This is a genomic window from Nocardioides sp. NBC_00163, from assembly GCF_045206295.1.
In the GTDB taxonomy this organism is placed as follows: Bacteria; Actinomycetota; Actinomycetes; order Propionibacteriales; family Nocardioidaceae; genus Nocardioides.
The window spans coordinates 5,584,955-5,606,964 of sequence record NZ_CP108155.1 but is presented as its reverse complement, the minus strand read 5'-3'; the positions used below and the strand labels follow the sequence as shown (position 1 = coordinate 5,606,964).

Annotated in this window: 18 protein-coding genes; 10 read left to right on the top strand and 8 right to left on the bottom strand. The window is 68.5% G+C overall.

The features are described from left to right. The first annotated feature begins 6 nt into the window (after positions 1 to 6). The 3 genes from OG801_RS26810 (at position 7) to OG801_RS26800 (ending at position 3,131) form a co-directional block, all read left to right on the top strand. Positions 7 to 402, top strand: coding sequence for a hypothetical protein (locus OG801_RS26810; RefSeq protein ID WP_406032075.1), 396 nt, complete (start codon positions 7 to 9; stop codon positions 400 to 402). 404 nt (positions 403 to 806) lie between these two features. Continuing rightward, positions 807 to 2,081 carry a DUF222 domain-containing protein gene (locus OG801_RS26805; protein WP_406032074.1) on the top strand — a complete coding sequence of 425 codons (1,275 nt, stop codon included), beginning with the start codon at positions 807 to 809 and terminating at the stop codon, positions 2,079 to 2,081. A gap of 480 nt (positions 2,082 to 2,561) precedes the next feature. After that, the gene (locus OG801_RS26800) at positions 2,562 to 3,131 is read left to right on the top strand and encodes a Uma2 family endonuclease (protein ID WP_355016978.1); all 570 of its coding nucleotides are present in this window, start codon (positions 2,562 to 2,564) and stop codon (positions 3,129 to 3,131) included. Here the strand turns inward: OG801_RS26800 and betT are convergent. From betT to OG801_RS26785, 3 genes are all read right to left on the bottom strand, one after another. Beyond that, a complete protein-coding gene (gene betT / locus OG801_RS26795) occupies positions 3,112 to 5,259 on the bottom strand; it encodes a choline BCCT transporter BetT (RefSeq protein WP_406032073.1) in 2,148 nt (715 codons plus the stop codon). The two genes, OG801_RS26800 and betT, sit on opposite strands and share 20 nt — an antisense overlap. Before the next feature lie 71 nt (positions 5,260 to 5,330). After that, a complete protein-coding gene (gene betA, locus OG801_RS26790) occupies positions 5,331 to 7,067 on the bottom strand; it encodes a choline dehydrogenase (RefSeq protein ID WP_406032072.1) in 1,737 nt (578 codons plus the stop codon). A gap of 5 nt (positions 7,068 to 7,072) precedes the next feature. Further along, positions 7,073 to 8,575 carry an aldehyde dehydrogenase family protein gene (locus OG801_RS26785; RefSeq protein ID WP_406032071.1) on the bottom strand — a complete coding sequence of 501 codons (1,503 nt, stop codon included), beginning with the start codon at positions 8,573 to 8,575 and terminating at the stop codon, positions 7,073 to 7,075. A gap of 167 nt (positions 8,576 to 8,742) precedes the next feature. On the opposite strand from OG801_RS26785, the gene OG801_RS26780 reads away from it, so the two are divergent. The 4 genes from OG801_RS26780 to OG801_RS26765 all read left to right on the top strand — a co-directional run bounded on the left by OG801_RS26780 (position 8,743) and on the right by OG801_RS26765 (position 13,859). Next, positions 8,743 to 9,315 (top strand): TetR/AcrR family transcriptional regulator, encoded by a 573-nt coding sequence (locus OG801_RS26780; RefSeq protein WP_406032070.1) that lies wholly within the window; start codon positions 8,743 to 8,745, stop codon positions 9,313 to 9,315. A 321-nt stretch (positions 9,316 to 9,636) separates the two neighbouring features. Next, positions 9,637 to 11,541, top strand: coding sequence for a family 20 glycosylhydrolase (locus tag OG801_RS26775; RefSeq protein ID WP_406032069.1), 1,905 nt, complete (start codon positions 9,637 to 9,639; stop codon positions 11,539 to 11,541). 98 nt (positions 11,542 to 11,639) lie between these two features. Next, positions 11,640 to 12,845 (top strand): NAD(P)/FAD-dependent oxidoreductase, encoded by a 1,206-nt coding sequence (locus OG801_RS26770; RefSeq protein ID WP_406032068.1) that lies wholly within the window; start codon positions 11,640 to 11,642, stop codon positions 12,843 to 12,845. A 156-nt stretch (positions 12,846 to 13,001) separates the two neighbouring features. Next, complete coding sequence (locus OG801_RS26765) at positions 13,002 to 13,859, top strand: phosphatidylinositol-specific phospholipase C/glycerophosphodiester phosphodiesterase family protein (RefSeq protein ID WP_406032067.1); 858 nt, start codon at positions 13,002 to 13,004, stop codon at positions 13,857 to 13,859. A 104-nt stretch (positions 13,860 to 13,963) separates the two neighbouring features. Here the strand turns inward: OG801_RS26765 and OG801_RS26760 are convergent, their stop codons facing one another. Then, the gene (locus OG801_RS26760) at positions 13,964 to 14,089 is read right to left on the bottom strand and encodes a hypothetical protein (protein ID WP_406032066.1); all 126 of its coding nucleotides are present in this window, start codon (positions 14,087 to 14,089) and stop codon (positions 13,964 to 13,966) included. A 109-nt stretch (positions 14,090 to 14,198) separates the two neighbouring features. Here OG801_RS26760 and OG801_RS26755 point away from each other — a divergent pair, with 109 nt between their 5' ends. Beyond that, positions 14,199 to 15,146 (top strand): RNA polymerase sigma-70 factor, encoded by a 948-nt coding sequence (locus tag OG801_RS26755; protein WP_406032065.1) that lies wholly within the window; start codon positions 14,199 to 14,201, stop codon positions 15,144 to 15,146. 36 nt (positions 15,147 to 15,182) lie between these two features. Here the strand turns inward: OG801_RS26755 and OG801_RS26750 are convergent, their stop codons facing one another. The 3 genes from OG801_RS26750 to OG801_RS26740 all read right to left on the bottom strand — a co-directional run bounded on the left by OG801_RS26750 (position 15,183) and on the right by OG801_RS26740 (position 18,208). After that, positions 15,183 to 16,514: an MFS transporter gene (locus tag OG801_RS26750; RefSeq protein WP_406032064.1), complete on the bottom strand. Its 1,332-nt coding sequence runs from the start codon at positions 16,512 to 16,514 to the stop codon at positions 15,183 to 15,185. 66 nt (positions 16,515 to 16,580) lie between these two features. Beyond that, complete coding sequence (locus OG801_RS26745) at positions 16,581 to 17,441, bottom strand: shikimate dehydrogenase (protein WP_406032063.1); 861 nt, start codon at positions 17,439 to 17,441, stop codon at positions 16,581 to 16,583. A gap of 134 nt (positions 17,442 to 17,575) precedes the next feature. Then, entirely contained in the window at positions 17,576 to 18,208 is a 633-nt protein-coding gene (locus tag OG801_RS26740; RefSeq protein ID WP_355016966.1) for a TetR/AcrR family transcriptional regulator, read from the bottom strand. 83 nt (positions 18,209 to 18,291) lie between these two features. On the opposite strand from OG801_RS26740, the gene OG801_RS26735 reads away from it, so the two are divergent. Continuing rightward, complete coding sequence (locus tag OG801_RS26735) at positions 18,292 to 20,097, top strand: bifunctional sugar phosphate isomerase/epimerase/4-hydroxyphenylpyruvate dioxygenase family protein (protein WP_406032062.1); 1,806 nt, start codon at positions 18,292 to 18,294, stop codon at positions 20,095 to 20,097. A gap of 81 nt (positions 20,098 to 20,178) precedes the next feature. Here OG801_RS26735 and hppD read toward each other — a convergent pair whose 3' ends face one another. Further along, positions 20,179 to 21,384, bottom strand: coding sequence for a 4-hydroxyphenylpyruvate dioxygenase (gene hppD / locus OG801_RS26730; protein ID WP_406032061.1), 1,206 nt, complete (start codon positions 21,382 to 21,384; stop codon positions 20,179 to 20,181). Positions 21,385 to 21,503: 119 nt separating this feature from the next. On the opposite strand from hppD, the gene OG801_RS26725 reads away from it, so the two are divergent. After that, positions 21,504 to 21,974 (top strand): Lrp/AsnC family transcriptional regulator, encoded by a 471-nt coding sequence (locus tag OG801_RS26725; protein ID WP_355016963.1) that lies wholly within the window; start codon positions 21,504 to 21,506, stop codon positions 21,972 to 21,974. Positions 21,975 to 22,010 lie beyond the last annotated feature (36 nt).

Sequence of the window (22,010 nt, the reverse complement as noted above, 5' to 3'; positions counted from 1 at the left end):
CCGGAGATGCCCTCCGACACCCCCGAGACCCTCTTCGTCGCACACGCGACGGGTCGTCTCCTGCATGTCCGGGCCTGCCCCCAGCTCCTCGGCCTCGACGCACCGATCAGGGCAACCGCCGCACAGATCGAGACGCTGGGCACGTGCGCTTGGTGCGCCAAGGAGCTCTCCGAGGCCGGCCGAAAATACTTCGACTCCGTCGAACAGGCCGTACGCACCCTCGACCCCTCCGACGATGCCGTCCGGGCTACCGAGGCGGCGCTGGGTGACGTCGAGTATGAGCTCGTCTGGGTTCCGCCTAGCTATTCGCATATTGCTGTCGGGGACAAGGAACATGCGGTTGCTTGGATCGGGCGGGGTTGTGTGATGCATGAGGATGGGCGGCTCATCGACTTCGGTTGAGTCTGGGTCTGTCTTCACCCCTTCTTGGGGGCTGTTCTTCGGGGTTGGCGTGGGCCGCCGACCCGTTCTTGGAGGGTCTTCTCGCCAGACCCCGGAGTAAAGGACGGCCTTCGGCCGCCGGCTTCGCCGGTCGCCTGCGGCGATCCTTGACACCGGGGCCCGTCGAGAAAAAATTTGGCTGGCTATCGGGCGGCGGCCCGGGTGTGGCGCAGCGGATTCTTGCTTGGGACAGGTGAGGTTGATGGGCTGGAAGGGTGGCCCTTCGGGCCACTTACCATCCACAGATGCTAGGTCGTTCACTCACCGCGAAAACAGTGGTTGACCTGGGAAAATAGATGGTCAGATAAGGCCTGGAGGCGTAGAATCAGACCCACCACAGCACACCTCTGAAGGGGAGGTTCGCGATGAGTCTCGGCCGCTCGATCGACCACTGGGGCACCAACCCCGGCGATGCGATCGACGCTGCCTTGAAGGCCATCGAGACCGCCCTCCAAGACCTGCTCGCCACCGACCCCACCTATTGGCGCACCGAGCAGAAGAAGGACCTCCTCGAGCGGTTGGAGAAGCTCCAGGCCCAACAAGCCGCGCTGAAGCTGAGGGTGCTCGCGTCTGCCGGCGACATCGCCGAAGAGACTGGCGCGAAGGACGCCTCCGCCTGGATGCGCGCCGAGCTCCTCGTCGACAAGGCCGTCGCGCGCTCCCAGATCAAGCTCGCAGCAGGGATGGCGAAGTACGACCTCGTTGCCGCCGGCCTCGCCGAGGGTGTCGTGTCCCAGGACAAGGCCAGGGTGATCACCAAGGCGCTCGACAAGATCGAGACCAACCCGGTCGCGAGTGTTGAGGATCTGGCGTTGGCTGAGAAGCTGCTTGTCGACTACGCCACCCACCTGACCGCCAACGAACTCCGCATCGTCGCGAAACGGATCCTGCGCGAGGTCGACCCGGTCCGGTTCGAAGACGCCGAAGCCAAAGCACTCCTCGCCGAAGAAGAACGCGCCCAGCAGAAGACCGCTCTACGGGTCTGGGACAACCACGACGGCACCATCGGGTTCGACGGTGTTCTCCCGACCTCGATCGGGATGAGGTTCAAACGGCTGGTCGAGGCCTACGCCCAACCCCGCAAACAGCAACTGGTCGGCAAGGGTGCCCCGCTTCCGCCGTGGGAGCGGTTGATGGGCCAGGGGTTCTCACGGTTGCTCGAGACCGTCGACCCGGCCGCGCTGCCCCGCCACGGTGGCGATGCCACCACCATCAACGTGGTCATCTCCCTCGAGGAACTCCGCAAGGACCTCGGCATCGCCACCCTGGGCTACGACGAGACCAACGGCACCACCATCACCGCGGCCGAGGCACGGAGGATGGCCTGCAACGCCACCATCATCCCCTGGGTCCTCGGCGGCGACAGCGAAGTCCTCGACGCCGGCCGCGGCAGCAGGTTCTTCCAACCGATCCAACGCAAAGCACTCCGGCTGCAGGCCAAGTGCTGCCAAGCCGAGGGCTGCGACATGCCACCGGAGTGGTGCGACGCCCACCACCTAGAACCCTGGGCCGCCGGCGGGAAAACAGATCTCAAGGACGGGGCATTGTTGTGTCCACATCATCACCGCTTGGCGCACAACCCGGCCTACGTCCATGAGCGACTACCCGACGGCACGATCCGGTTCAGCCGCCGCCCCTAACCTGCTGCGCTGCGACGCCCTCGTCTCCACACTCGCGGTTCCCTCCTGGCGGGGACACTTCCCCACCCCGGTGAAGGTTCCCCACGCTCCGGAGGGTGGGGAACCTGCGCGCCCGTGGGGATCTCTTCGAATCAGTGGGGAACTCCTCACCCTGCCAGCACCGAGCCGCCCGCGCACGACCAGCCACAGCCCCAAGCACGCACCCAACTGAAACCGCTGCGCCACACCCTCGCCGCCGACCCGATACAGGCCAAATCTTTCTCGATCGCGCGCCGGGTCAAGGATCGCCGGAGGCGACCGGCGAAGCCGGCGGCCGAAGGCCGTCCTTGACGCGGTGCGTGATCGAGAAACAATCGAACCAAGGGTCGGCGGCGAACCCTGAAACGAAGCCACGGCGACTTCCGCGCGGCGAACCGAGACCAAACCAAGACTCGACAAAGCCCCACCACCGACCCCACCAACAGGCGGTATCCTCGAAACATGACCGCGTTGCCCGAGTGGATGCACCCTCCCCGTGAGGAGGGTTGGTACTCCGAAGACCTCGACATGCTCGTCGAGGCGCCGCGTCATACCGAACTCATCGACGGAGCCCTGGTCTTCAATATGTCACCGCAGCGCCGCTGGCACAGTCGGCTCGTCACGGCCCTGACCAACTCGCTGACGGCGCAGGCGCCGGACGGGTTCGAGGTGGATCGGGAGCTGACGGTGGTGCTGGACCGGCGCAACCGGCCGGAGCCGGACGTGCTGGTGAGCACGGCACGGATCTCCGACCAGGCGTCGTTCTACGATGCTGATTCCGTGGTCCTGGTGATCGAGGTGGTCTCGCCGGAGTCCGAGCACCGCGACCGGTCGGTGAAACCGCAGAAGTACGCCGAGTCGGGCATCTCCCACTACTGGCGGATCGAGAACGAGGACGGCGCGCCCGCGATCCATGTCTACGAGCGCGACGACCTCACCAACGCCTACGTCCCGATCGGGATCTTCCGCGACCGACTCGACGTCCCGGTGCCGTTCCCGGTCAAGATCGACCTCACCGATCTGCTCCGCTGACGTCCTCCGTCGGCACCTCGGGCACCTCGGCGTGTAGCTGTTCCTGCTGGACGAGGTGGAGGTAGGAGAGGTGGCGCTCGTACTGGTCGAGGACGTCACCCATCAGCTGCTCGTGTGAGTAGCCGTTGACGTCGTAGCCCTGGGTGCCCTCGGCGAGGTGGACCTCGGTGCGGAAGTAGACCTCGCCGGTGACCCGGCCGACCGCGAAGGTCGGCGCCGGGCACGGCAGCGGGGTGAGCTTGTAGACGAACGCCGGCGCGTCCTCGAGATCGGTGTGGAGCTGGACACCGGCGATGCCGCGTACGGCCTTGGTCTCGGTCACGACCGAGGACAGCCCGTGCGAGGAGAGCTCGGCGGCGACCTCCTCGAGGACCGGCTTCGCGACCGTGCCGATGAACCGCTCGGTGTCCCTGGCCGTGGGATAGGTGACCGAGCGGCGCAGCCGCTGCGACAGCGACGGACGTACGCCTCCCTCGGCTGCCCCGACCAGGCGGGCCGAGGAGATCGCGGCCGGGAGGGCGTAGCGCACACTGTCGGTCTTGAACGACTCCAGCCGTAGCGATCGGTAGAGGCCGACCGCGACCAGCGCCAGCACTATCGAGAACGGCAACCCCATGATGATCGTCGCGTTGGTCAGTGTTGTCAGCCACGCGTCCCCGCCGGCGAACATCAGGGCGAGGGTGAGCGCGCCGATCGCGAACGACCAGAAGATCCGTACCGGGATCGAGCAGTCGGCCATCGGGTGCGGCAGCCGCGAGGTGAAGTTGCCCATCACCAGCGCGCCGGAGTCGGCGGAGGTGACGTAGTAGAGGAAGCCGGTCAGCGTGGCGACCGCGATCACCAGGGTCGCCGCCGGGTAGGCGTCCAGGAAGGCATAGAAGCCCTGGGCGTAGTTGCTGTTGGTCAGCTCGCCGAACTCGGCGTCCCCACCGCGGATCCGGCCCAGAGCGCTGTTGCCGAAGATCGAGACCCACAGCAGGATGAAGCCGAACGGGATCATCATCACGCCGACCAGGAACTGCCGGATCGTGCGCCCACGCGAGATCCGCGCCAGGAACAGCCCGACGAACGGCGACCAGGCCACCCACCAGGCCCAGAAGAAGAGGGTCCACAGGTTCTTCCAGACCCCGACGTCGGGGTTCTCGACGGTGTCGTACGGCATCGTGTCGAAGCTCATCCCGGGCAGGTGCACCAGGTAGTCGCCGAGGTTCATCACCAGCGAGTTGAGCAGGAACGCGGTGTTGTCGGAGAAGAGCACGTAGAGCATCAGCGCCAGGGACAGCAGCACGTTGAGCTCGGAGAGCCGGCGGATGCCCTTGTCGACCCCGGAGACCGCCGAGATGGTGCCGAGCAGCACCGCGACCACGACCAGGCCGACCTGCGCGCCGCGGCCCTCGGGGATGTCGAAGAGGACGTTGAGCCCCGCGTTGAGCAAGGCGATCGAGATGCCGAGCGAGGTCGCGATGCCGAAGATGGTGCCGAGCACCGCGGCCATGTCGATGCCGTCACCGAGGCGCCCGTGGACCCGCTTGCCGAAGATCGGGTAGAGCGCGGAGCGGATCGAGAGAGGCAGCCCGTGACGGAAGGAGAAGTAGCCCAGCGCCATGCCCATGACGGCGTACATCGCCCAGCCGGACAGGCCGTAGTGGAACAGCGTCCAGCCCACCGCCTGCTCGGCGGCCGCGATGGTGCTGCCCTCGCCTGTCGGCGGGGTGAGGTACTGCGAGACCGGCTCGGCGACGGAGTAGAACATCAGGTCGGCGCCGATGCCGGCCGCGAAGAGCATCGCGGTCCAGGTGAACATCGAGTATTCCGGCCGGGACTCCTCCGGGCCGAGCCGGATCCGTCCGTAGCGGGAGAGGCAGATGAACAGCACGAAGGCGATCAGCCCGGCGGCGAGGGCGAAGTACCACCAGCCGAAGTACGTCGAGATCCACCCGACCACGTGGCCGATCGCATCGCCTGCGGTGTCCGGCGCGAGCAGCGTGAAAAGCGTGAACGCGACCACCACCCCGGCGGAGCCGAAGAAGACGGTCTTGTTCAGCTCCGGCTTCGTCGTCGGCATCTGGTCTGGGTCCGCGGCGGGTTCGCCCAGGGGCGTACGCGACGGGTCGATTGTCTCCGGCATGAGCTGTCTCCTCCGGTTCGGGTGCCCGGCAGGCTAGTCCACCCGGTGCCGGTTCGGGTCACGATTGGATTTCAGGACTGGTTGCGCGGGTCCCCCGCGGGCCACAGCGGCGAGTCGTCGCGGTGGCGGTAGTAGGGAACGTCAGAGGGCGCCAGCGGAGTGTTCCCGGCGATCAGGTCGGCCGCCTTCTCCGCGACCATCATCACGGGCGCGTAGATGTTGCCGTTGGTGACGTACGGGAAGACGCTCGCGTCCACGACCCGTAGGCCTTCCGTGCCGTGCACCTTCATCGAGGTGGGGTCGGTGACGGCCATCTCGCCGGTCCCCATCGCGGCGGTGCAGGAGGGGTGCAGCGCGGTCTCGGCGTCCTTGCGGACCCACTCGAGGATCTCCTCGTCGGTCTCCACGCTCGGCCCCGGCGACATCTCGCCGGCGTTGAACGGCGCGAAGGCCGGCTGGTTGAGGATGTTGCGCGCCACCCGGACCGCCTCCACCCACTCCTTGCGGTCCGTCGCTGTGGAGAGGTAGTTGAAGAGCATCGAGGGCTTCTGCATCGGGTCGGCGCTCTTGATCCGCACGTAGCCGCGAGTGTCGGCGTACATCGGGCCGATGTGCACCTGGTAGCCGTGCTGGCCCTTCTCCTGGCCGGGCGCCATCGACCCGTCGTAGCGGATCGCGATCGGCAGGAAGTGGAACATCAGGTTGGGCCAGTCCACGTCCTCGTTGGACCGGGCGAACCCGCCGCCCTCGAAGTGGTTGGTCGCGCCCAGACCCTTCTTCTGGAAGAGCCACTGCCAGGCGATCTTGGGCCGCTGGTGCCACACCAGACCGGGTGCGATCGAGACCGGCTGCTTGGAGGCGTACTGGATGTAGACCTCGAGGTGGTCCTGGAGGTTCTCCCCAACGCCGGGGAGGTTGTGCACGACGTCGATCCCGTGCTGCCGCAGCAGCGACTCCTCCCCCACGCCGGAGAGCTGGAGGAGCTGGGGCGTGTTGATCGCGCCGCCGCAGCAGATCACCTCGCCGGCACTGACGGTGTGCTCCCGGCTCGCCCGGCCGACACCGCGTACGTAGTCCACGCCGGTTGCCCGCGGGACGTCACCGGAGGTGTCGAAACGGATCTTGGTGGCGTACGCGAAGGTCTCGACGTCGAGGTTGGGGCGGTTCATCACCGGGTGCAGGTAGGCGCGCGCGGCCGACCAGCGGCGGCCGTCCTTCACGTTGCGGTCGAAGGGGGCGAACCCCTCCTGGCGGTAGCCGTTGACGTCGTCGGTGAGCGGGTAGCCGGCCTCCTGGGCGGCCTCGAAGAACGCCGAGAAGAGCGGGTTGGAGGCCGGGCCGCGCTCGAGGTGGAGCGGCCCGGAGCCACCGCGCCACTGGTCGGCGCCGGAGGTGCCGTCCTCGAGGAAGCGGCTCTCCATGCGCTTGAAGTAGGGCAGGCAATGGCGGTAGTCCCAGGTCTCCATGCCGGGGTCGGCGGCCCAGCGCTCGTAGTCCATCGGGTTGCCGCGCTGGAAGATCATGCCGTTGATCGAGCTCGAGCCGCCGAGCACCTTGCCGCGGGCGTGGTAGACCTTGCGGCCACCCAGGTGCGGCTCGGGGTCGGTCTCGTAGGCCCAGTCGTAGAACTTCGAGCCGATCGGGAACGGCAGCGCTGCCGGCATGTGGATGAACGGGTCGATCTTGAAGTCGCTGTGACCGGCCTCGAGGACCAGAACCCTCGTGGACGGGTCGGCGCTGAGCCGGTTGGCGAGCGCGGAGCCGGCCGAGCCACCGCCGACGATCACGTAGTCGTAGGTCTGGGTCATCGTCTTCACTTCTCCTCGGCGGTGCTTGTTTTGGGGGAGGTCGGGGCGAACCAGTGCTGCGGGCTCGGGTCGATGTTGTGCCAGATGTGCTTCGTCTCGCGGTACTCCTCCAGCCCGGCCTGGCCGAGCTCGCGCCCGATCCCGGACTGCTTGTAGCCGCCCCACTCGGCCTGGGCCACGTAGGGGTGGTAGTCGTTGATCCAGACCGTGCCCATCCGGAGCCTGGCGGCGACCCGCTCCGCGCGGCCGGCGTCGGAGGTCCACACCGCGCCGGCGAGGCCGTAGATGGAGTCGTTGGCGATGCGGACGGCGTCGTCCTCGTCGGTGAAGGTCTCCACGGTCAGAACCGGCCCGAAGGACTCGTCCTGGGTGACGGACATGTCGGTGGTGCAGTCGTCGAGGATCGTCGGCAGGTAGTAGAAGCCGTCGGCGAGCGCGGGGTCGTCGGGGCGCTTGCCACCGGTGCGGAGGGTGGCACCCTCGGCGAGACCCTTCGCGACGTACGCCTCCACCTTGTCGCGGTGGGCGCTGCTGGTCAGCGGGCCGGTCTCGGCCTCCTCGTCGAAGGGGCCGCCGAGACGGATCTGCTCGGCCCGGGCGACGAGCTCGTCGACGAAGCTGTCCTTGATCGACTCCTCGATGATCAGCCGCGCTCCGGCGGAGCAGACCTGCCCGGAGTGCAGGAAGACGGCGGTCAGCGCGAAGTCGAGCGCGGTCTCGCGGTCGGAGTCGGCGAAGACGATGTTGGGGTTCTTGCCGCCGAGCTCGAGGGCCACCTTCTTCACCGTCGCCGCGGCGTTGGCCATCAGCCGCTTGCCGGTGGCCAGGCCACCGGTGAAGGAGACCAGGTCGACGCGGGGGTCCTCGGACAATGGGGCGCCGGCGGTCGGACCCTCACCGAGAACCAGGTTGGCGACACCAGCCGGCAGGCCGGCCTCCTCGAGCACCTTCATCAGATGGATGGCACTGTGCGGCGTGATCTCGCTGGGCTTGAGCACGAACGTGTTGCCCGCGGCCAGGCACGGCGCGACCTTCCAGGCGACCTGCAGCAGCGGGTAGTTCCACGGGGTGATCAGCCCACAGACCCCGATCGGCTCGTGCACGATCCGGCTCTTCACCGTGCTGGATCCGGTGTCGACGACCCGGCCGGCGTCCTCGGTGGCGATGTGACCGAAGTGGCGGAAGACGGAGACCACGTCGGCGACGTCGTACTCCCCCTCGACCAGCCGCTTCCCGGTGTCGAGCGACTCCGCGCGGGCGATGATCGCGGTGTCCCGCTCGAGCAGGTCGGCAACCCGCAGCAGCAGGTCGCCCCGCTCCCGCGCGGGCGTCGCCGGCCACTCGCCACTGTCGAAGGCGTTCCGCGCCGCGGCGATCGCGGCCCGGGTGTCCTCCGCTCCAGCCTCCGCAACGGTTCCGACGACCGCGCCGTCGGCGGGACAGCGGATCTCCCGCTGCTCGCCCGACTGCGCAGGCAACCAGCGCCCGTCGATGTAGATCTGGCTCATGCAAACCTCCGACGTCGGGTTGCGCAACAGGCAACCGCGGGTGAATTACAAATGATCCTGCGCCGACTGAAGGGCCAGGTCAAGGGCTGGGAGAACAAAGTTGTTGCAGGTGGTACAAATTTGTTGCAGCCGATACAAATGGCTCAGCCAGTTGTTACAGTCGCCGCATGACGACCGCTGGGACCGCGCCCGCGAAGGATCCACAGCGCCGCGCTGCCTGGGCCGAGCTGGCGACCGACTACGTCCACGAGCACGGCCTGATCGGCCTGAGCCTGCGCCCACTGGCGGCCGAGCTGGGCACCAGCAACCGGGTCCTGCTCTACCACTTCGGCACCAAGGACCAGCTGGTCGCCGACGTGCTCCGCACATCCAACGAGCGGTCGGTCGCCGAGGTCGCCGCGCTCGAGCCCTCCAAGGACCTGCGTTCCGCCGTCCACGACCTCTGGTCAGTGATGGAGGGCGACCGGTGCAGCTGGATCTATGTGGAGGCGGCCGCGCTCGGCCTATTCGGCAGGGAGCCGTACGTCTCCGCCGTCCAGGAAGCCAACACACTGTGGATCGCCGGTCTCATCGCGCATCTGAACAAGTCCGGAGTGGATCCCGCCGTCTCCGAACGGGCAGCCCACGTCATCGACGCCGCCTTCATGGGGTTTCAGCTCAGCCAGGGTCCCGACGGCAGCCTCCCGGAGCGTGCCCGGTCCGTCGACGATCTAGCGGACGCCGTCGCCGCTCTGGCCTGATCGGCGCCCCGCGACGCGGATCGCTCCAGTCGATGTCACACCGCCGGGTCCTGGACAGAGATCGAACCCCGATCGCTTGATTTCGCGACGCTGCGGCGCCGACGCCGTTAGCCTCGATGGTTGACCGAGTTGGCCGCTGATGGAGGCATGCGCATGATTCGTTCGGGCTCTATCCAAATTCTGACAACGGCGTTGGCCGTCGGCGTCACCACGATGCTCCTCGCCACTTCGACGACGTCATCCGCCACAGCTCAACCCCGGGCCGAGCGCCCGAGCAAGGCGGAGACACCACTGCCAGGCCTGGTGCCGAAGCCGCTCCAGGTGAGCGCGAGAGGCGGGTCCGGTTTCGTCCTGACCGAACAGGCCCGGATCGTCGCGCGTGGCACTGACGCCGACGAGGTCGGTGTCCTCATGGCCGCCGAACTGCGCCCGGGGACCGGCTTCGACCTCCCGGTCGTCGCCGGCAGGCCGACCCGTCGCGATGTCGTCCTGACCATCGACCCCAAGGCCGGGTTCGGCGAGGTCGAGGGCAACCCGGAGGCGTACAAGATCTCCTCGACGGCCAACGGGGTCAGGGTCACCGGGGCGAGTCGCCACGGGCTGTTCAACGGCACCCAGACGCTTCGGCAGCTTCTGCCGGCGTTCGCCGCGTCTTCCTCGCGCGTCAACACGACGTGGACGGTGCCAGCGGTCTCGATCCTGGACGCGCCGCGATTCAGCTATCGCGGACTCATGCTCGATGTTGCCCGCTCGTTCCTCGAGGTCGACGAGGTCAAGCAGGTCATCGACGCCGCGGCGGCGGCCAAGATCTCGGTGCTGCACATGCACCTGGCCGACGACCAGGGATGGCGGATCGACATCACCAACTCCGGTCGGGCGGCCGGTGACGACATCGACTACACGGCGCTGACCCGGGTCTCGGGCGCGACCGCGGTGCTCGGCAACCCGTATCAGAGCGCCGACGGTCACACCGGGTTCTACACCCAGGACGACTACCGCTCGCTGGTGCGGTATGCCGCCGAGCGCGAGATCGAGATCATCCCCGAGATCGACATCCCTGGCCACACGAATGCCGCCCTGGCCTCGATCCCTCAGCTCAACACCGCAGGGTCGAGCCACCCGGCGACCGAGGACGAGCCGGTTGCGCCCCACAACGGGACCATCGACGTCGGCTACTCCTACCTCGATCCGACCTCCGAGGTGACCTACACCTTCATCGAGCACGTCTTCTCGCAGCTCGCTGCGCTCACGCCGTCCGAGTTCCTGCACGTCGGCGGCGACGAGTCGCATGCGATGACGCAGCGCTATGGCCACGCCGGCTACGTGGCGTTCGTCGAGCGGGCGCTCGCGATCGTCCACGGACTCGGTAAGAAGACGATCGGCTGGAACGAGTACGCCGAATCCGGGCTCACCGCGGGTGATGGTGTTCAGTACTGGGCCGGCACGACCGAGCACGCGAAACGCGCCGTCATCGAGGACGGCGCCAAGCTGCTCGTCTCGCCGGGCAACATGTCCTACCTCGACATGAAATATCACCCGAAGACGCCGATCGGGCTCTCCTGGGCGTGCTCGGGCGACTGCGACGTCGCGCACTACTACGACTGGAGCCCGCAGGAGGTCATCGCGGGCGTCGGGGACGAGCACATCCTCGGCACCGAGGCGCCGCTGTGGTCCGAGACGATCCGGGGCGTGGACCAGGCCGAGTTCATGATCTTCCCACGCGTCCTCGCGCACGGGGAAACCGGCTGGACCGCCGAGTCGCTACGCTCGCCGTCGGACTTCGCGGCGCGGCTCGCCTCGGTCGGTCCGCGACTGGCCGCCGCCGGCACCAACTTCTACGACGGGCCGCAGATCGCCTGGTCGACCGAGTTGGCCGGAACCGATGCTGCGCTGTCGGTCGGCTCGGCCGGATCGGTGTCGGTCGGACTGCTCGCCGCCCCCGGGACCAAGACGGACGGGACCGCGGTCACCGTCGACGAGGTCGACGACGCGGACAGCACCGGTGGCTCGTCGCTGACCGCACCGCTCACGGCGACGGTCGACTTCGGGGACGGGTCGGCTCCGGTCCCCGCACGGTTCACCGTGTCTGAACCCCGGGATTCGCTCCACGCTGCCGGGGTCTATGCGGTGACGGCCGCTCATGCGTACGACTCCCCGGGGACGTATCGCGGCAAGATCACGGCCTCCGACGGCTCGAGGGCGAGGTTCACCATCACGGTCTCCTGATCGAGTGGAGGTTGTGAAGCTGAGAGTGACCTATGGCTCACTCTCGGCTTCACAACCTCCCGATGTCACAGACCTCGCGGGACCGGTGTCCTTGGGGTATGAGCAACCAAGAAACCTTCAGCAGGAGCCGGGTCGTGGTCATCGGCGGCGGATACGCCGGTGTGATGGCCGCCAATCGGCTCACCAAGCGCGACGACATCGCCATCACCCTGGTCAACTCGCGCGACCACTTCGTCGAGCGGATCCGGCTGCACCAGCTGGTAGGCGGGACCTCGGAGGCCGTGGTGGCCTACACCGACGTGCTCAGCCCGCGCGTGGAACTGGTGGTCGACACCGTGGCGTCCATCGACGCGAGCGCGCGGACCGTCGCGCTTGGGAGCGGGCAGGTGATGACGTACGACTACCTGGTCTACGCCGTCGGCAGCACCGGCGAGACGCAGGTAGCGGGAGCGAAGGAGCATGCCTTCGGCATCTCGACCTACGAGGAGGCGACCCGGCTGCGGGCCGCGCTGGCGACGACGCCGGCCGACGCCCCGGTGGTCGTCGTCGGCGGCGGCCCCACCGGCATCGAGGTCTCCTCCGAGCTCGCCGAGGCCGGCCGGAACGTGGCGCTGATCTGCGGAGACAGGCTCGGCCCGTGGCTGCACGAGAAGGGCCGTGCGGTGGCCGAGCGCGACCTCCGGCGGCTCGGGGTCGGCATCGTCGAGGGCGCCCGGGTGGCGGAGGTGCTGGACGGCCGCGTACGTCTCGACAACGGCCGAGAGCTGCCCAGCTCGGTGACGATCTGGACCGCCGGTTTCGCCGCGCCCGACCTGGCACGCGCGAGCGGGCTCTCCACCGACGAGCTCGGCCGCCTGGTCACCGACGAGACGCTCACCAGCGTCGACGACGACAGGATCGTCGCCACCGGCGACGCCGCGGCGCCGTCGGGCGTGGCGTACCGGATGAGCTGCCAAGCCGCCAACCAGCTCGGGCCCCTAGCCGGCGAGACGGTGCTCGCCCGGCTCGCCGGCGCGACCCCGAAGCCGGTGAGCATCGGGTTCGTGGGTCAGTGCATCAGTATCGGCCGTGAGCTCGGGTTGACGAACCTCTCCCGCCGCGACGACTCCGCCGTCGCCGGCCGCGTCCGCGGCGTGCCGGCGGCGAAGATCAAGGAGCTGGTCTGCCGCAGCACGGTCTGGGTCATGTCGATGGAGGCACGTCGCCCCGGGTCCGCGTTCGGGCTCAAGGACCGTTCGCGTGCCGGAAAGGTGCAGGCGGCCGCCGTGCCTCTCGCCTCAGCGACACCACCGGCGGCGTCGTGACCAGGGGCATCGTCAACCTCGCGTACGCCGGGCTGGCCCTCTTCGTCTGCCTCGGCTGAGCCTTCGGGAGGAGTTCAGGCAGGCGACGTACGGCGGTTGCCACGGGATCACGCGGTCCGGCCAGGTTGAGGGCCTCCCCCACCGAAAGAGATCCCGATGCGTCCCTTCGTCCGGTCGCTGACCGCGGTGCTCGCCGCGGCGGCATTCCTCTCCCCCACCGCCGCCACGGCGAGCACGACCGAATCCGCGCGGACCTCCGCCGAGCTCGGTACGCCGCACGCGCAGGCGCATGCCCACAACGACTACGAGCACGAGCGTCCGCTGCTCGACGCCCTGGAGAACGGCTTCACGAGCGTCGAGGCCGACGTGTGGCTGGTCGACGGCGAGCTTCTGGTGGCGCACGACGCGGAGGACCTCGACCCGGGGCGGACACTGGAGGGTCTCTACCTCGCCCCGCTCAAGAAGCTCGTCAAAGGTAAGGGGCGCGACGTCTATCCGGGCTACGACGGGACGTTTCAGCTCCTGATCGACATCAAGAACACCGGCGAGGCGACCTACGCGGCGATCGAGAAGGAGCTCGGAGACTACGAGGAGCTCTTCACCCGCTACGAGAACGGCGCCGTCAAGGACGGTCCGGTCGGGGCGGTCATCAGTGGCGACCGGCCGCTGGAGACGATGCGGAGCGCGACCGAGCGGTTCGGCTTCTACGACGGCCGGATGAGCGACCTCCACTCCCGCATCCCGGCCTCGCTCATGCCGTTGGTCAGCGACAACTGGACCAAGGTGTTCGTCTGGCAGGGCATCGGCCCGATGCCGGAGACCGAGCGCCGTAAGCTCCACGAGATCGTCGACCACGCTCACGCCCAGGGCTACCGAGTGCGCTTCTGGGCGACGCCGGACACAGACGGCCCCGCACGCGAGGCGGTCTGGACCGAGCTGCTCGCAGCCGGTGTCGATCACATCAACACCGACGACCTCGCCGCCCTCGACGCCTTCCTGACCGACAGAGCCTGACCGCGAACCGATAGCCGGAGCTCACCGCCGGATCGGCGGCCATCCAGCGACGTCACACTGACCGTGCACGTTGCTGCCGGCCGCGAGAGCAGCGTGGTGATGGGTCAGGCCGTCGCCTCGTTGGCGAAGGCGCGAACCATCTCGTGATTGACCCCGTCGATCATCTCGACCCGCATGCCGGTGTCGAAGTAGCCGCACTTGCGATAGGCACCCTGCCCTGCGTCGAACATTTTCGGCAGACGTACGGCTCAACGGGGCGCCGCGCCCGGGCACCATGTCACAGTCCCGGGCGCCGTCTCGTCCCAAGGGTGGAAGATGTGGACCTGAGGGAGGACGACCGTGACACCTGAGACCGAGATCGAGTTCGAGGAGCTGCGACCGCTGCTGTTCTCGATCGCCTACCGGATCCTCGGCAGCGTGACCGAGGCGGAGGACGCCGTGCAGGAGACCTGGCTCCGACTGGAGGGGACCTCGACGCAGCCCGACTCGCTCAAGGCCTACCTGTCGACCGTGGTCACCCGGATCTCCCTGGACGTGCTGCGCTCCGCGCGCGTGCGGCGGGAGGCGTACGTCGGGCCGTGGTTCCCCGAGCCGCTGCCGACCGACACCCACGTCGATGACCATGCGGGTCTCTACGCCAGCCCGGAGCGCGCGACGGAGCTGGCCGACTCGGTGTCGATGGCGGCGCTGCTGCTGCTCGAGCGGCTCAGCCCGCTGGAGCGGGCGGTCTTCGTGCTGCGCGAGGTCTTCCACTTCGGCTTCGCCGACATCGCCGCGGCGGTCGACCGTTCCGAGTCCGCCTGCCGTCAGCTCGCCTCCCGGGCGCGGCGACACATGGACGAGGGCAAGCCGCGGTTCGAGGCCGACCGGCGCAAGCGCGTCGAGCTCTCCAGCCGGTTCTTCGAGGCGCTGCGCGACGGCGACCTGGACCAGCTCCAGGCTCTGCTGGCGGCCGATGTGGAGACCGTCAACGACGGTGGTGGTGTCGCCGGTGGCGCCGGCGGCCGGTTCGGTGCGGAGAAGGCCGCGCGCATCCTGATCGCGGCGGTGCCGCCCCTGCTCGCCATCGGTGCTCGCCTGGAGCAGCGCGAGCTCAACGGCGAGCCGGGCGCCATCCTGCGCGATGCCGACGGTGCCATCCTCGGCACCTGGACCCTCGACATCCTCGACGGCCAGATCCAGCGGATCCGCTCGGTCACCAACCCCGAGAAGCTGGGGCACCTGGGCCCGGTCGCCGACCTGAAGGACGTCGTACGCCGCCGCAACCGCCACCGCCGCGGGCTGTGACCGGTGGCCACAGCCCGCGACGCGGGGGTCAGCGGGTCAGACCGTCGCGCCCTGCGGGGTCGGGGCCGGCCGCACACCGAGGTCGGCGGTGCGTACGTCCTTGGTCTCGCGGGCGGTCAGAGCGGCGATCGACGCGACGAGGCAGACGACCGCGGTGTAGCCGGCGGTGACGACCCAGCCGCCCTCCTGCACGCCACCCAGAGCGGTGACGATCGACGGCGTGAACCCGGCAAGCAGGAAGCCGATCTGGGTGCCGATCGCGACACCGGAGAAGCGCACCGGGGTCGGGAACATCTCGCCGTAGAAGGACGGCCAGGTCGCATTCGCGGCCGCGTAGCCGAACGAGAAGGTCAGGACCGCGAGCGCGAAGACGAGCAGCTCGCTGCCCTGGCTCATCGAGAGCAGGTAGAACGGCATCATCACCGCGCTGGCCACGGCGCCGTAGATGAAGACCGGCTTGCGCCCGATCTTGTCCGCGAGCCGGCCGAACATCGGCTGGGTGAACAGCGCGACGACGTTGGCCGCGACGACCAGCCACAGCGTGATCGAGTCGACCATGCCGACCGCGACTCCGTAGGCGATGGCCAGGTTGCCGAAGACCGTGGAGACGGCCGCGATGAAGGCGCAGCAGATGACTCGCACAACGTCGACCCAGTGGTCACGCAGCAGCACCGCGAGGGGCAGCTTGGCGACCTCGTTGTTGGCCTTGGCCTCCTCGAACTCCGGAGTCTCGTTGAGGCGGCTGCGGATGAAGAACGCCACCAGGACCACGATCGCGGAGAGCCAGAAAGGGATCCGCCAGCCGATGCTGTACTTGATGTCGTCCGGCAGCGCGACGACCGGGATGAAGACGAGCGCGGCCAGGATCTGGCCGCCCTGGGTGCCGGTGAGCGTCCAGGACGTGTAGAAGGAGCGCTGATCATCGGGGGCATGCTCGAGCGTCAGCGAGCTGGCACCGGCCTGCTCACCAGCGGCCGAGAGCCCCTGGAGCAGCCGGCAGAAGACCAGCAGTGCGGGCGCGATCCAGCCGGCCTGGTCGAACGACGGCAGACAGCCGATCAGGAACGTGCTGCCGCCCATCAGCAAGAGGGTGAACAGCAACACCTTCCGGCGGCCGATCCGGTCACCGAAGTGACCGACGAAAACCGCACCGACCGGGCGGGCGACGTACGCGAAGGCGAACGTCGCGAACGACATCACCAGCGCGGCGTCGCCGGCGCTGGGGAAGAAGACGTGCGGAAAGATCAGCGCCGCGGCAGAGCCGAAGACGAAGAAGTCGTAGTACTCGACGGCACTGCCCATGAAGCTGGCCAGCGCGGCCCGGACCGGGGTCTTGCCTTCTTGGTTCTCGGTGTCAGGTCCCGCCATCGGGTCCTCCTCGGGTAGGCCCGCGGTTCCTGACCGCGGACGGGTGGGGGGTGTCTGAAGTTTGGGTCAGCCGGCCGCGGCCAGCTCGCGCAGGTGGGCGAGCATCCGTTCGGCATCGGGGTCGATGCCGGTGATCAGCCGGAAGGCGTCGACGGCCTGGTAGACCGCCATGTGGCCTCCGTGGAGCGTCCGGCAACCGACCTCACGCGCCGCCTGCAGCAGCGCGGTGTCCAGAGGCCGGTAGACGATGTCCGCCACCCACAGGTCGGGGCGGAGGAGGCTCGTCTGGAGCGGCGTACCGGGGTGGTCGGCCATGCCGACCGGGGTGCAGTTGACCAGTCCGTCGGCGTCAGGCAGGAGCGCCGGCACCTTGTCGACGTGGCTCGCCTCGACGGTGCTCTCCGGGTGGTGACGCCGGATCTCCTCCACGCGCGCCTGGGCGCGGTCGAGGTCCATGTCGGCGATGACCAGCCTGTCGACGCCCTGGCCCACGAGCGCGTGAGCGACGGCCGAGCCCGCCCCGCCCGCGCCGAGCTGCACGACGGTGCCGAGCGGGGCATCCGGCATCCCGGTACGCAGCGCGTGGCCGAAGCCGGTCGTGTCGGTGTTGTAGCCGACCGCACCCTCGTCGGTGAAGACCACGGTGTTGACCGCACCGAGCCGGGCCGCGGTCTCGTCGAGCCGGTCGAGGTGCTCGATCACGAGCTCCTTGCACGGGTGGGTGATGTTGAGCGCGTCGAAGCCGAGTCGCCGGGCGTCCCTCAACAGGTCGCCCACGCCCTCGGCCGGGATCCCCAGATCGGTGATGTCGAGCGTCTTGTAGACGTACGACAACCCGTGCTCGAACCCTTCGCGCATGTGCAGCGCCGGACTCAGCGAGGGTCCGACGCCCGCGCCGATCAGGCCGACAAGAAACGAAGACTTCATCCAGGCGATCCTTAATGTACGAACTAGTACGTTACGAAAGTGAAGGGGATCACATCCCGCCCCGGATCGTCAACCCGACACCGGAAAGAGCCCGTCCCCGCGGCGCGGGGACGGGCTCTTTCGCGGGCATGTGTTCAGTGAGCAGTGAGCCAGCCGACGACGATGTCGCCGAGGATGCGGCGGTGGCGCTCGCGTACGTCGGGGGCGAGCATGTCGCGACCGAAGAGGTAGCCGAAGGTGGCGCTGTTGGCGACCTGGAAGACGCAGTAGGAACTGATGAGCATGTGCACGTCGATGGCGTCGACGTCGGCGCGGAGCTCACCGGAGGCACGGCCGCGAGCGAGGACCACGTCGAGGAGGGAGGCCGCCGGGGTCCCGAGGTCACGGAGCGACTCGACCTTCCCCAGATGCTGGCCGTGATGGATGTTCTCGACCGAGACGAGACGGATGAAGGCGGGGTGGCCATGGTGGTGGTCGAAGGTCAGCTCGGCGATCCTCCTCACCGCCTCGACCGGCGCCAGGTCGTCTGCGTGGATGCTCTGCTCCGTCTCACGGATGCGCCGGTAGGCGGCCTCGAGCACGGCGAGGTAGAGCCCCTCCTTGCCGCCGAAGTAGTAGTAGATCATCCGCTTCGTGGTGCGGGTGCGCTCGGCGATCTCGTCGACCCGCGCACCGGAGTAGCCCTGCTCGGAGAAGATCTCGGTCGCGATCTCGAGCAGATCAGCCCGGGTGCGTTCGGCGTCTCGTAGCCGCTCTGCCGACTTCATGTCCCCGAGCCTAGAGCACGGCCGGCTTCCCAACCCACAGCATTGTATGTACCGTTTCGTACATTAGCGACGAACGGAGAACCATGCGCACCTCGATCGCCACGGTCTGCCTCAGCGGCGGCCTGGTCCAGAAGATGTACGCCGCGGCCGAAGCCGGCTTCGACGCGATCGAGATCTTCGAGCCCGATCTCATCGCCGCACCTCAGTCCCCCGAGGAGATCCGGGCGCTCGCCGACCGGCTCGGGCTCACCCTCGACCTCTACCAGCCCTTCCGCGACGCCGAGGGCGTCGACGAGACCGCCTTCCAGGACGTGCTGCACCGCGCCGAGGCGAAGTTCCAGCTGATGAACCGGCTCGGCATCGACCTGATGCTGGTCTGCAGCAACGTCGGCACCGCGACCGTCGACGACGACGAGGTCTCCGCCGGACAGCTGCGGCGCCTGGGTGATCTGGCTGCGACGTACGACATCCGACTCGCGTACGAGGCGCTCGCCTGGGGACGGTTCGTCGACGACTACCGGCGCTCGTGGCGCATCGTCGAGCTCGCCGACCACCCCAACGTCGGGATCTGCCTGGACAGCTTCCACATCCTCTCCCGCGGCCACGACCCCAAGCAGATCGAGGAGATCCCGGCCGAGAAGATCTTGTTCCTGCAGCTCGCCGACGCTCCGGCGCTCAGCATGGACGTGCTCTCCTGGAGCCGGCACCACCGGCTCTTCCCCGGTGAGGGCAGCTTCGACCTGCCGGCCTTCCTCGGCCACGTCCTGCGCGCCGGCTACGACGGCCCGCTGTCGCTGGAGGTCTTCAACGACACCTTCCGCCAGACCGACCCGGTCCGCACCGCCCGTCAGGCCCAGCGCTCGCTGCGCTGGCTCGCCGACCGCACCGCCGATCTGCTCGGCGAGGAGGCCGACCGCGAGGCGGGTCCGCTCCCCCGGCTGCCCCAGGTGGCCGCGCCCGAGGCCTTCGACTTCGTCGAGATCAAGGCACCGGACACCTCCGGTGTCGAGGTGCTGCTCGAGCAGCTCGGCTTCGACTTCGGCGGCCGCCACCGCAGCAAGCAGGTGCGCCTGTGGACCTGGGGCGCGGCCCGCGTCGTGTGCAACGACGTACCCAGCGCCACCCCTGAGCCGCGCATCGCGGCCGTCGGCTTCGATCTCGCCGACTCGGACCCGGCCGCCGAGCGCGCCGCCCGGCTGATGGCGCCGGCGGTCCACCGCCGGACGTACGCCGGTGAACAGGCTCTGCGCGCCTTCACCTCCCCCGACGGCACCGAGGTCTTCCTCTCGCACGCGGAGGACTGGATCGGCGAGTTCGACGGCGGAGTGTCGAGCACCGGGCGCGGCGCCCAGATCGACCACGTCAACCTGGTCCAGCCCTGGCACAGCTTCGACGAGGCGGTCCTCTTCTACACCAGCGTGCTGTCGCTGACGCCGCAGGCGACCCAGGAGGTCGCCGGCCCGGCCGGTCTCGTACGCAGCCAGGTGATGAGCTCACCGGCCGGCGGCGTACGTCTTCCGCTCAACCTGCTCCCGAGCGGGCAGCTCCCCAACGATCAGCAGGGCCATGCTCAGCACATCGCGCTCGCGTGCCACGACATCATTGGCGTCGTCGCGGCCGCCCGGGAGCGCGGCCTGCGCCCGCTCGAGGTCCCGGGCAACTACTACGACGACCTGGTCGCCCGGTTCGGCCTGCCCGACGACCTCGTCGCCACCCTGCGCGAGCTCGACCTGCTCTACGACCGCGACGCCGACGGTGAATACCTGCACTGCTACACCGAGACCGTCGGCGAGGTCTTCTTCGAGCTCGTCGAGCGCCGCGAGCGCTACGACGGCTACGGCGCAGGCAACGCCCCGGTCCGCCTGGTCAGCCAGGCGACCGCTGGTTGAGCCCGGCGAGCGCCAGCGAGCCGGTGTCGAGACCAACACAGTTCGTACACGACTGTGTTGGTCTCGACACGACCAGCGGGATCAGAAGTTGCCGCGGCGCTCCTGCTCACGCTCGATGGCCTCGAAGAGGGCCTTGAAGTTGCCCTTGCCGAAGCCGAGGGAGCCGTGGCGCTCGATCATCTCGAAGAAGACCGTGGGGCGGTCGCCGATCGGCTTGGTGAAGATCTGCAGCAGGTAGCCGTCCTCGTCGCGGTCGACCAGGATGCCGCGCTTCTGCAGCTCCTCGATCGGCACGCGCACCTCACCGATCCGGGCGCGCAGCTCGGGGTCCTCGTAGTAGGAGTCGGGGGTGTTGAGGAACTCGATCCCGGCGTCGCGCAGCGCGTCGACGGTGGCCAGGATGTCGCCGGTGGCCAGCGCGAGGTGCTGGGCGCCGGGGCCTTGGTAGAACTCCAGGTACTCGTCGATCTGCGACTTCTTCTTGGCGATGGCCGGCTCGTTGAGCGGGAACTTCACCCGGTGGTTGCCGTTGGCGACGACCTTCGACATCAGCGCGGAGTAGTCGGTGGCGATGTCGTCGCCGATGAACTCGGCCATGTTGGTGAAGCCCATGACGCGGCCGTAGAAGTCGACCCACTCGTCCATCTTGCCGAGCTCGACGTTGCCGACGACGTGGTCGAGCGCCTGGAAGAGCCGCTTGGGGGCGCCCTCGGGCTTCTTCAGCGTCGAGGCGCGGGTGACATAGCCGGGCAGGTAGGGGCCGTCGTAGCCGGACCGGTCGACCAGCGTGTGGCGGGTCTCGCCGTAAGTGGCGATGGCGGCGATGCGTACGGTGCCGTGCTCGTCGCTCACATCGTGGGGCTCCTCCAGGACCCGGGCGCCCTGCTTTCGAGCGTGCTCGATGCAGCGGTCGACGTCGGGCACCTCGAGGGCGATGTCGATGACGCCGTCACCGTGGCGGGCGTGGTGGGTGATGATCTCGCTCTCGGGCGCGACGCCGCCCTTGATCACGAACCGCACTCCCCCGCTGCGCAGCACGTAGGAGTGGTGGTCGCGGTTGCCGGTCTCGGGACCGGAGTAGGCGACCAGCTCCATGCCGAAGGCGCTCTGGAAGAAGTGGGCGGTCTGGGTGGCGTTGCCGACAGCCCATACGACCGCGTCCCAGCCGGTGACCGGGAAGGGGTCGGAGGTGTCGTCGTAGGCCACCAGGCCGACGAGCTGCTCCAGCTCGGCCAGCCCGAGTCCGGCGAGCTTCTCTTGGTTGGTCAGGGTGTCTGCAAGCGTCATGCGGGCAAGTCAAGTGGGCCGAGTCACACCAAACAAGTTGACCACCGAGCACTGGTCAATCTGTCAGATCGGACCAGCCCTGCCCACGCTTTGCTAGGCAATCTGACTACGATTGAGCCATGAACCTCGATGACCTCGACGTCACCCTGCTGGAGACCCTGCACGCCCACCCGCGAGTGGGCGACCTCGAGCTCTCCCGGGTCGCCGGCGTCGCCCGCGCGACCGTGCAGAGCCGTCTGCGCAAGCTGACCGAGGCGGGCGTGATCCGCGACTGGGCGCCGACGGTCGACCCGGCCGCCGCCGGCCACACGGTGCAGGCGTTCGTGACCCTGGAGATCTCCCAGGGAGCCCTCGAGGACGTGCGTCGCGACCTCGCCGAGATACCTGAGGTACTGGAGGCGTACGTCACCACGGGCTCCTTCGACGTCTTCTGCAAGGTGGCGACCGGGTCGCACGCGAAGCTCCAGGAGGTGCTCGTACGCATCGACCAGTCCCACGCCGTGGTCCGCTCTACCAGCGTGGTCACCCTCTCCACTCTCATCGAGCCGCGCACTCTGGACCTGCTGCGCACCGGAGCCACACCGCGCTGATCTCCGCCTGGCGAGATTTTCGTTGACGAGATTGCT

Coding starts and splice junctions, on each gene's coding strand:
- OG801_RS26805 (WP_406032074.1), top strand. CDS start 807: ATGAGTCTCGGCCGCTCGATCGACCACTGGGGCACCAACCCCGGCGAT.
- OG801_RS26745 (WP_406032063.1), bottom strand. CDS start 17,441: ATGAAGTCTTCGTTTCTTGTCGGCCTGATCGGCGCGGGCGTCGGACCC.
- betA (WP_406032072.1), bottom strand. CDS start 7,067: ATGACCCAGACCTACGACTACGTGATCGTCGGCGGTGGCTCGGCCGGC.
- OG801_RS26810 (WP_406032075.1), top strand. CDS start 7: ATGCCCTCCGACACCCCCGAGACCCTCTTCGTCGCACACGCGACGGGT.
- OG801_RS26735 (WP_406032062.1), top strand. CDS start 18,292: ATGCGCACCTCGATCGCCACGGTCTGCCTCAGCGGCGGCCTGGTCCAG.
- hppD (WP_406032061.1), bottom strand. CDS start 21,384: ATGACGCTTGCAGACACCCTGACCAACCAAGAGAAGCTCGCCGGACTC.
- OG801_RS26750 (WP_406032064.1), bottom strand. CDS start 16,514: ATGGCGGGACCTGACACCGAGAACCAAGAAGGCAAGACCCCGGTCCGG.
- betT (WP_406032073.1), bottom strand. CDS start 5,259: ATGCCGGAGACAATCGACCCGTCGCGTACGCCCCTGGGCGAACCCGCC.
- OG801_RS26785 (WP_406032071.1), bottom strand. CDS start 8,575: ATGAGCCAGATCTACATCGACGGGCGCTGGTTGCCTGCGCAGTCGGGC.
- OG801_RS26760 (WP_406032066.1), bottom strand. CDS start 14,089: ATGTTCGACGCAGGGCAGGGTGCCTATCGCAAGTGCGGCTACTTCGAC.
- OG801_RS26770 (WP_406032068.1), top strand. CDS start 11,640: ATGAGCAACCAAGAAACCTTCAGCAGGAGCCGGGTCGTGGTCATCGGC.
- OG801_RS26740 (WP_355016966.1), bottom strand. CDS start 18,208: ATGAAGTCGGCAGAGCGGCTACGAGACGCCGAACGCACCCGGGCTGAT.
- OG801_RS26725 (WP_355016963.1), top strand. CDS start 21,504: ATGAACCTCGATGACCTCGACGTCACCCTGCTGGAGACCCTGCACGCC.
- OG801_RS26765 (WP_406032067.1), top strand. CDS start 13,002: ATGCGTCCCTTCGTCCGGTCGCTGACCGCGGTGCTCGCCGCGGCGGCA.
- OG801_RS26780 (WP_406032070.1), top strand. CDS start 8,743: ATGACGACCGCTGGGACCGCGCCCGCGAAGGATCCACAGCGCCGCGCT.
- OG801_RS26800 (WP_355016978.1), top strand. CDS start 2,562: ATGACCGCGTTGCCCGAGTGGATGCACCCTCCCCGTGAGGAGGGTTGG.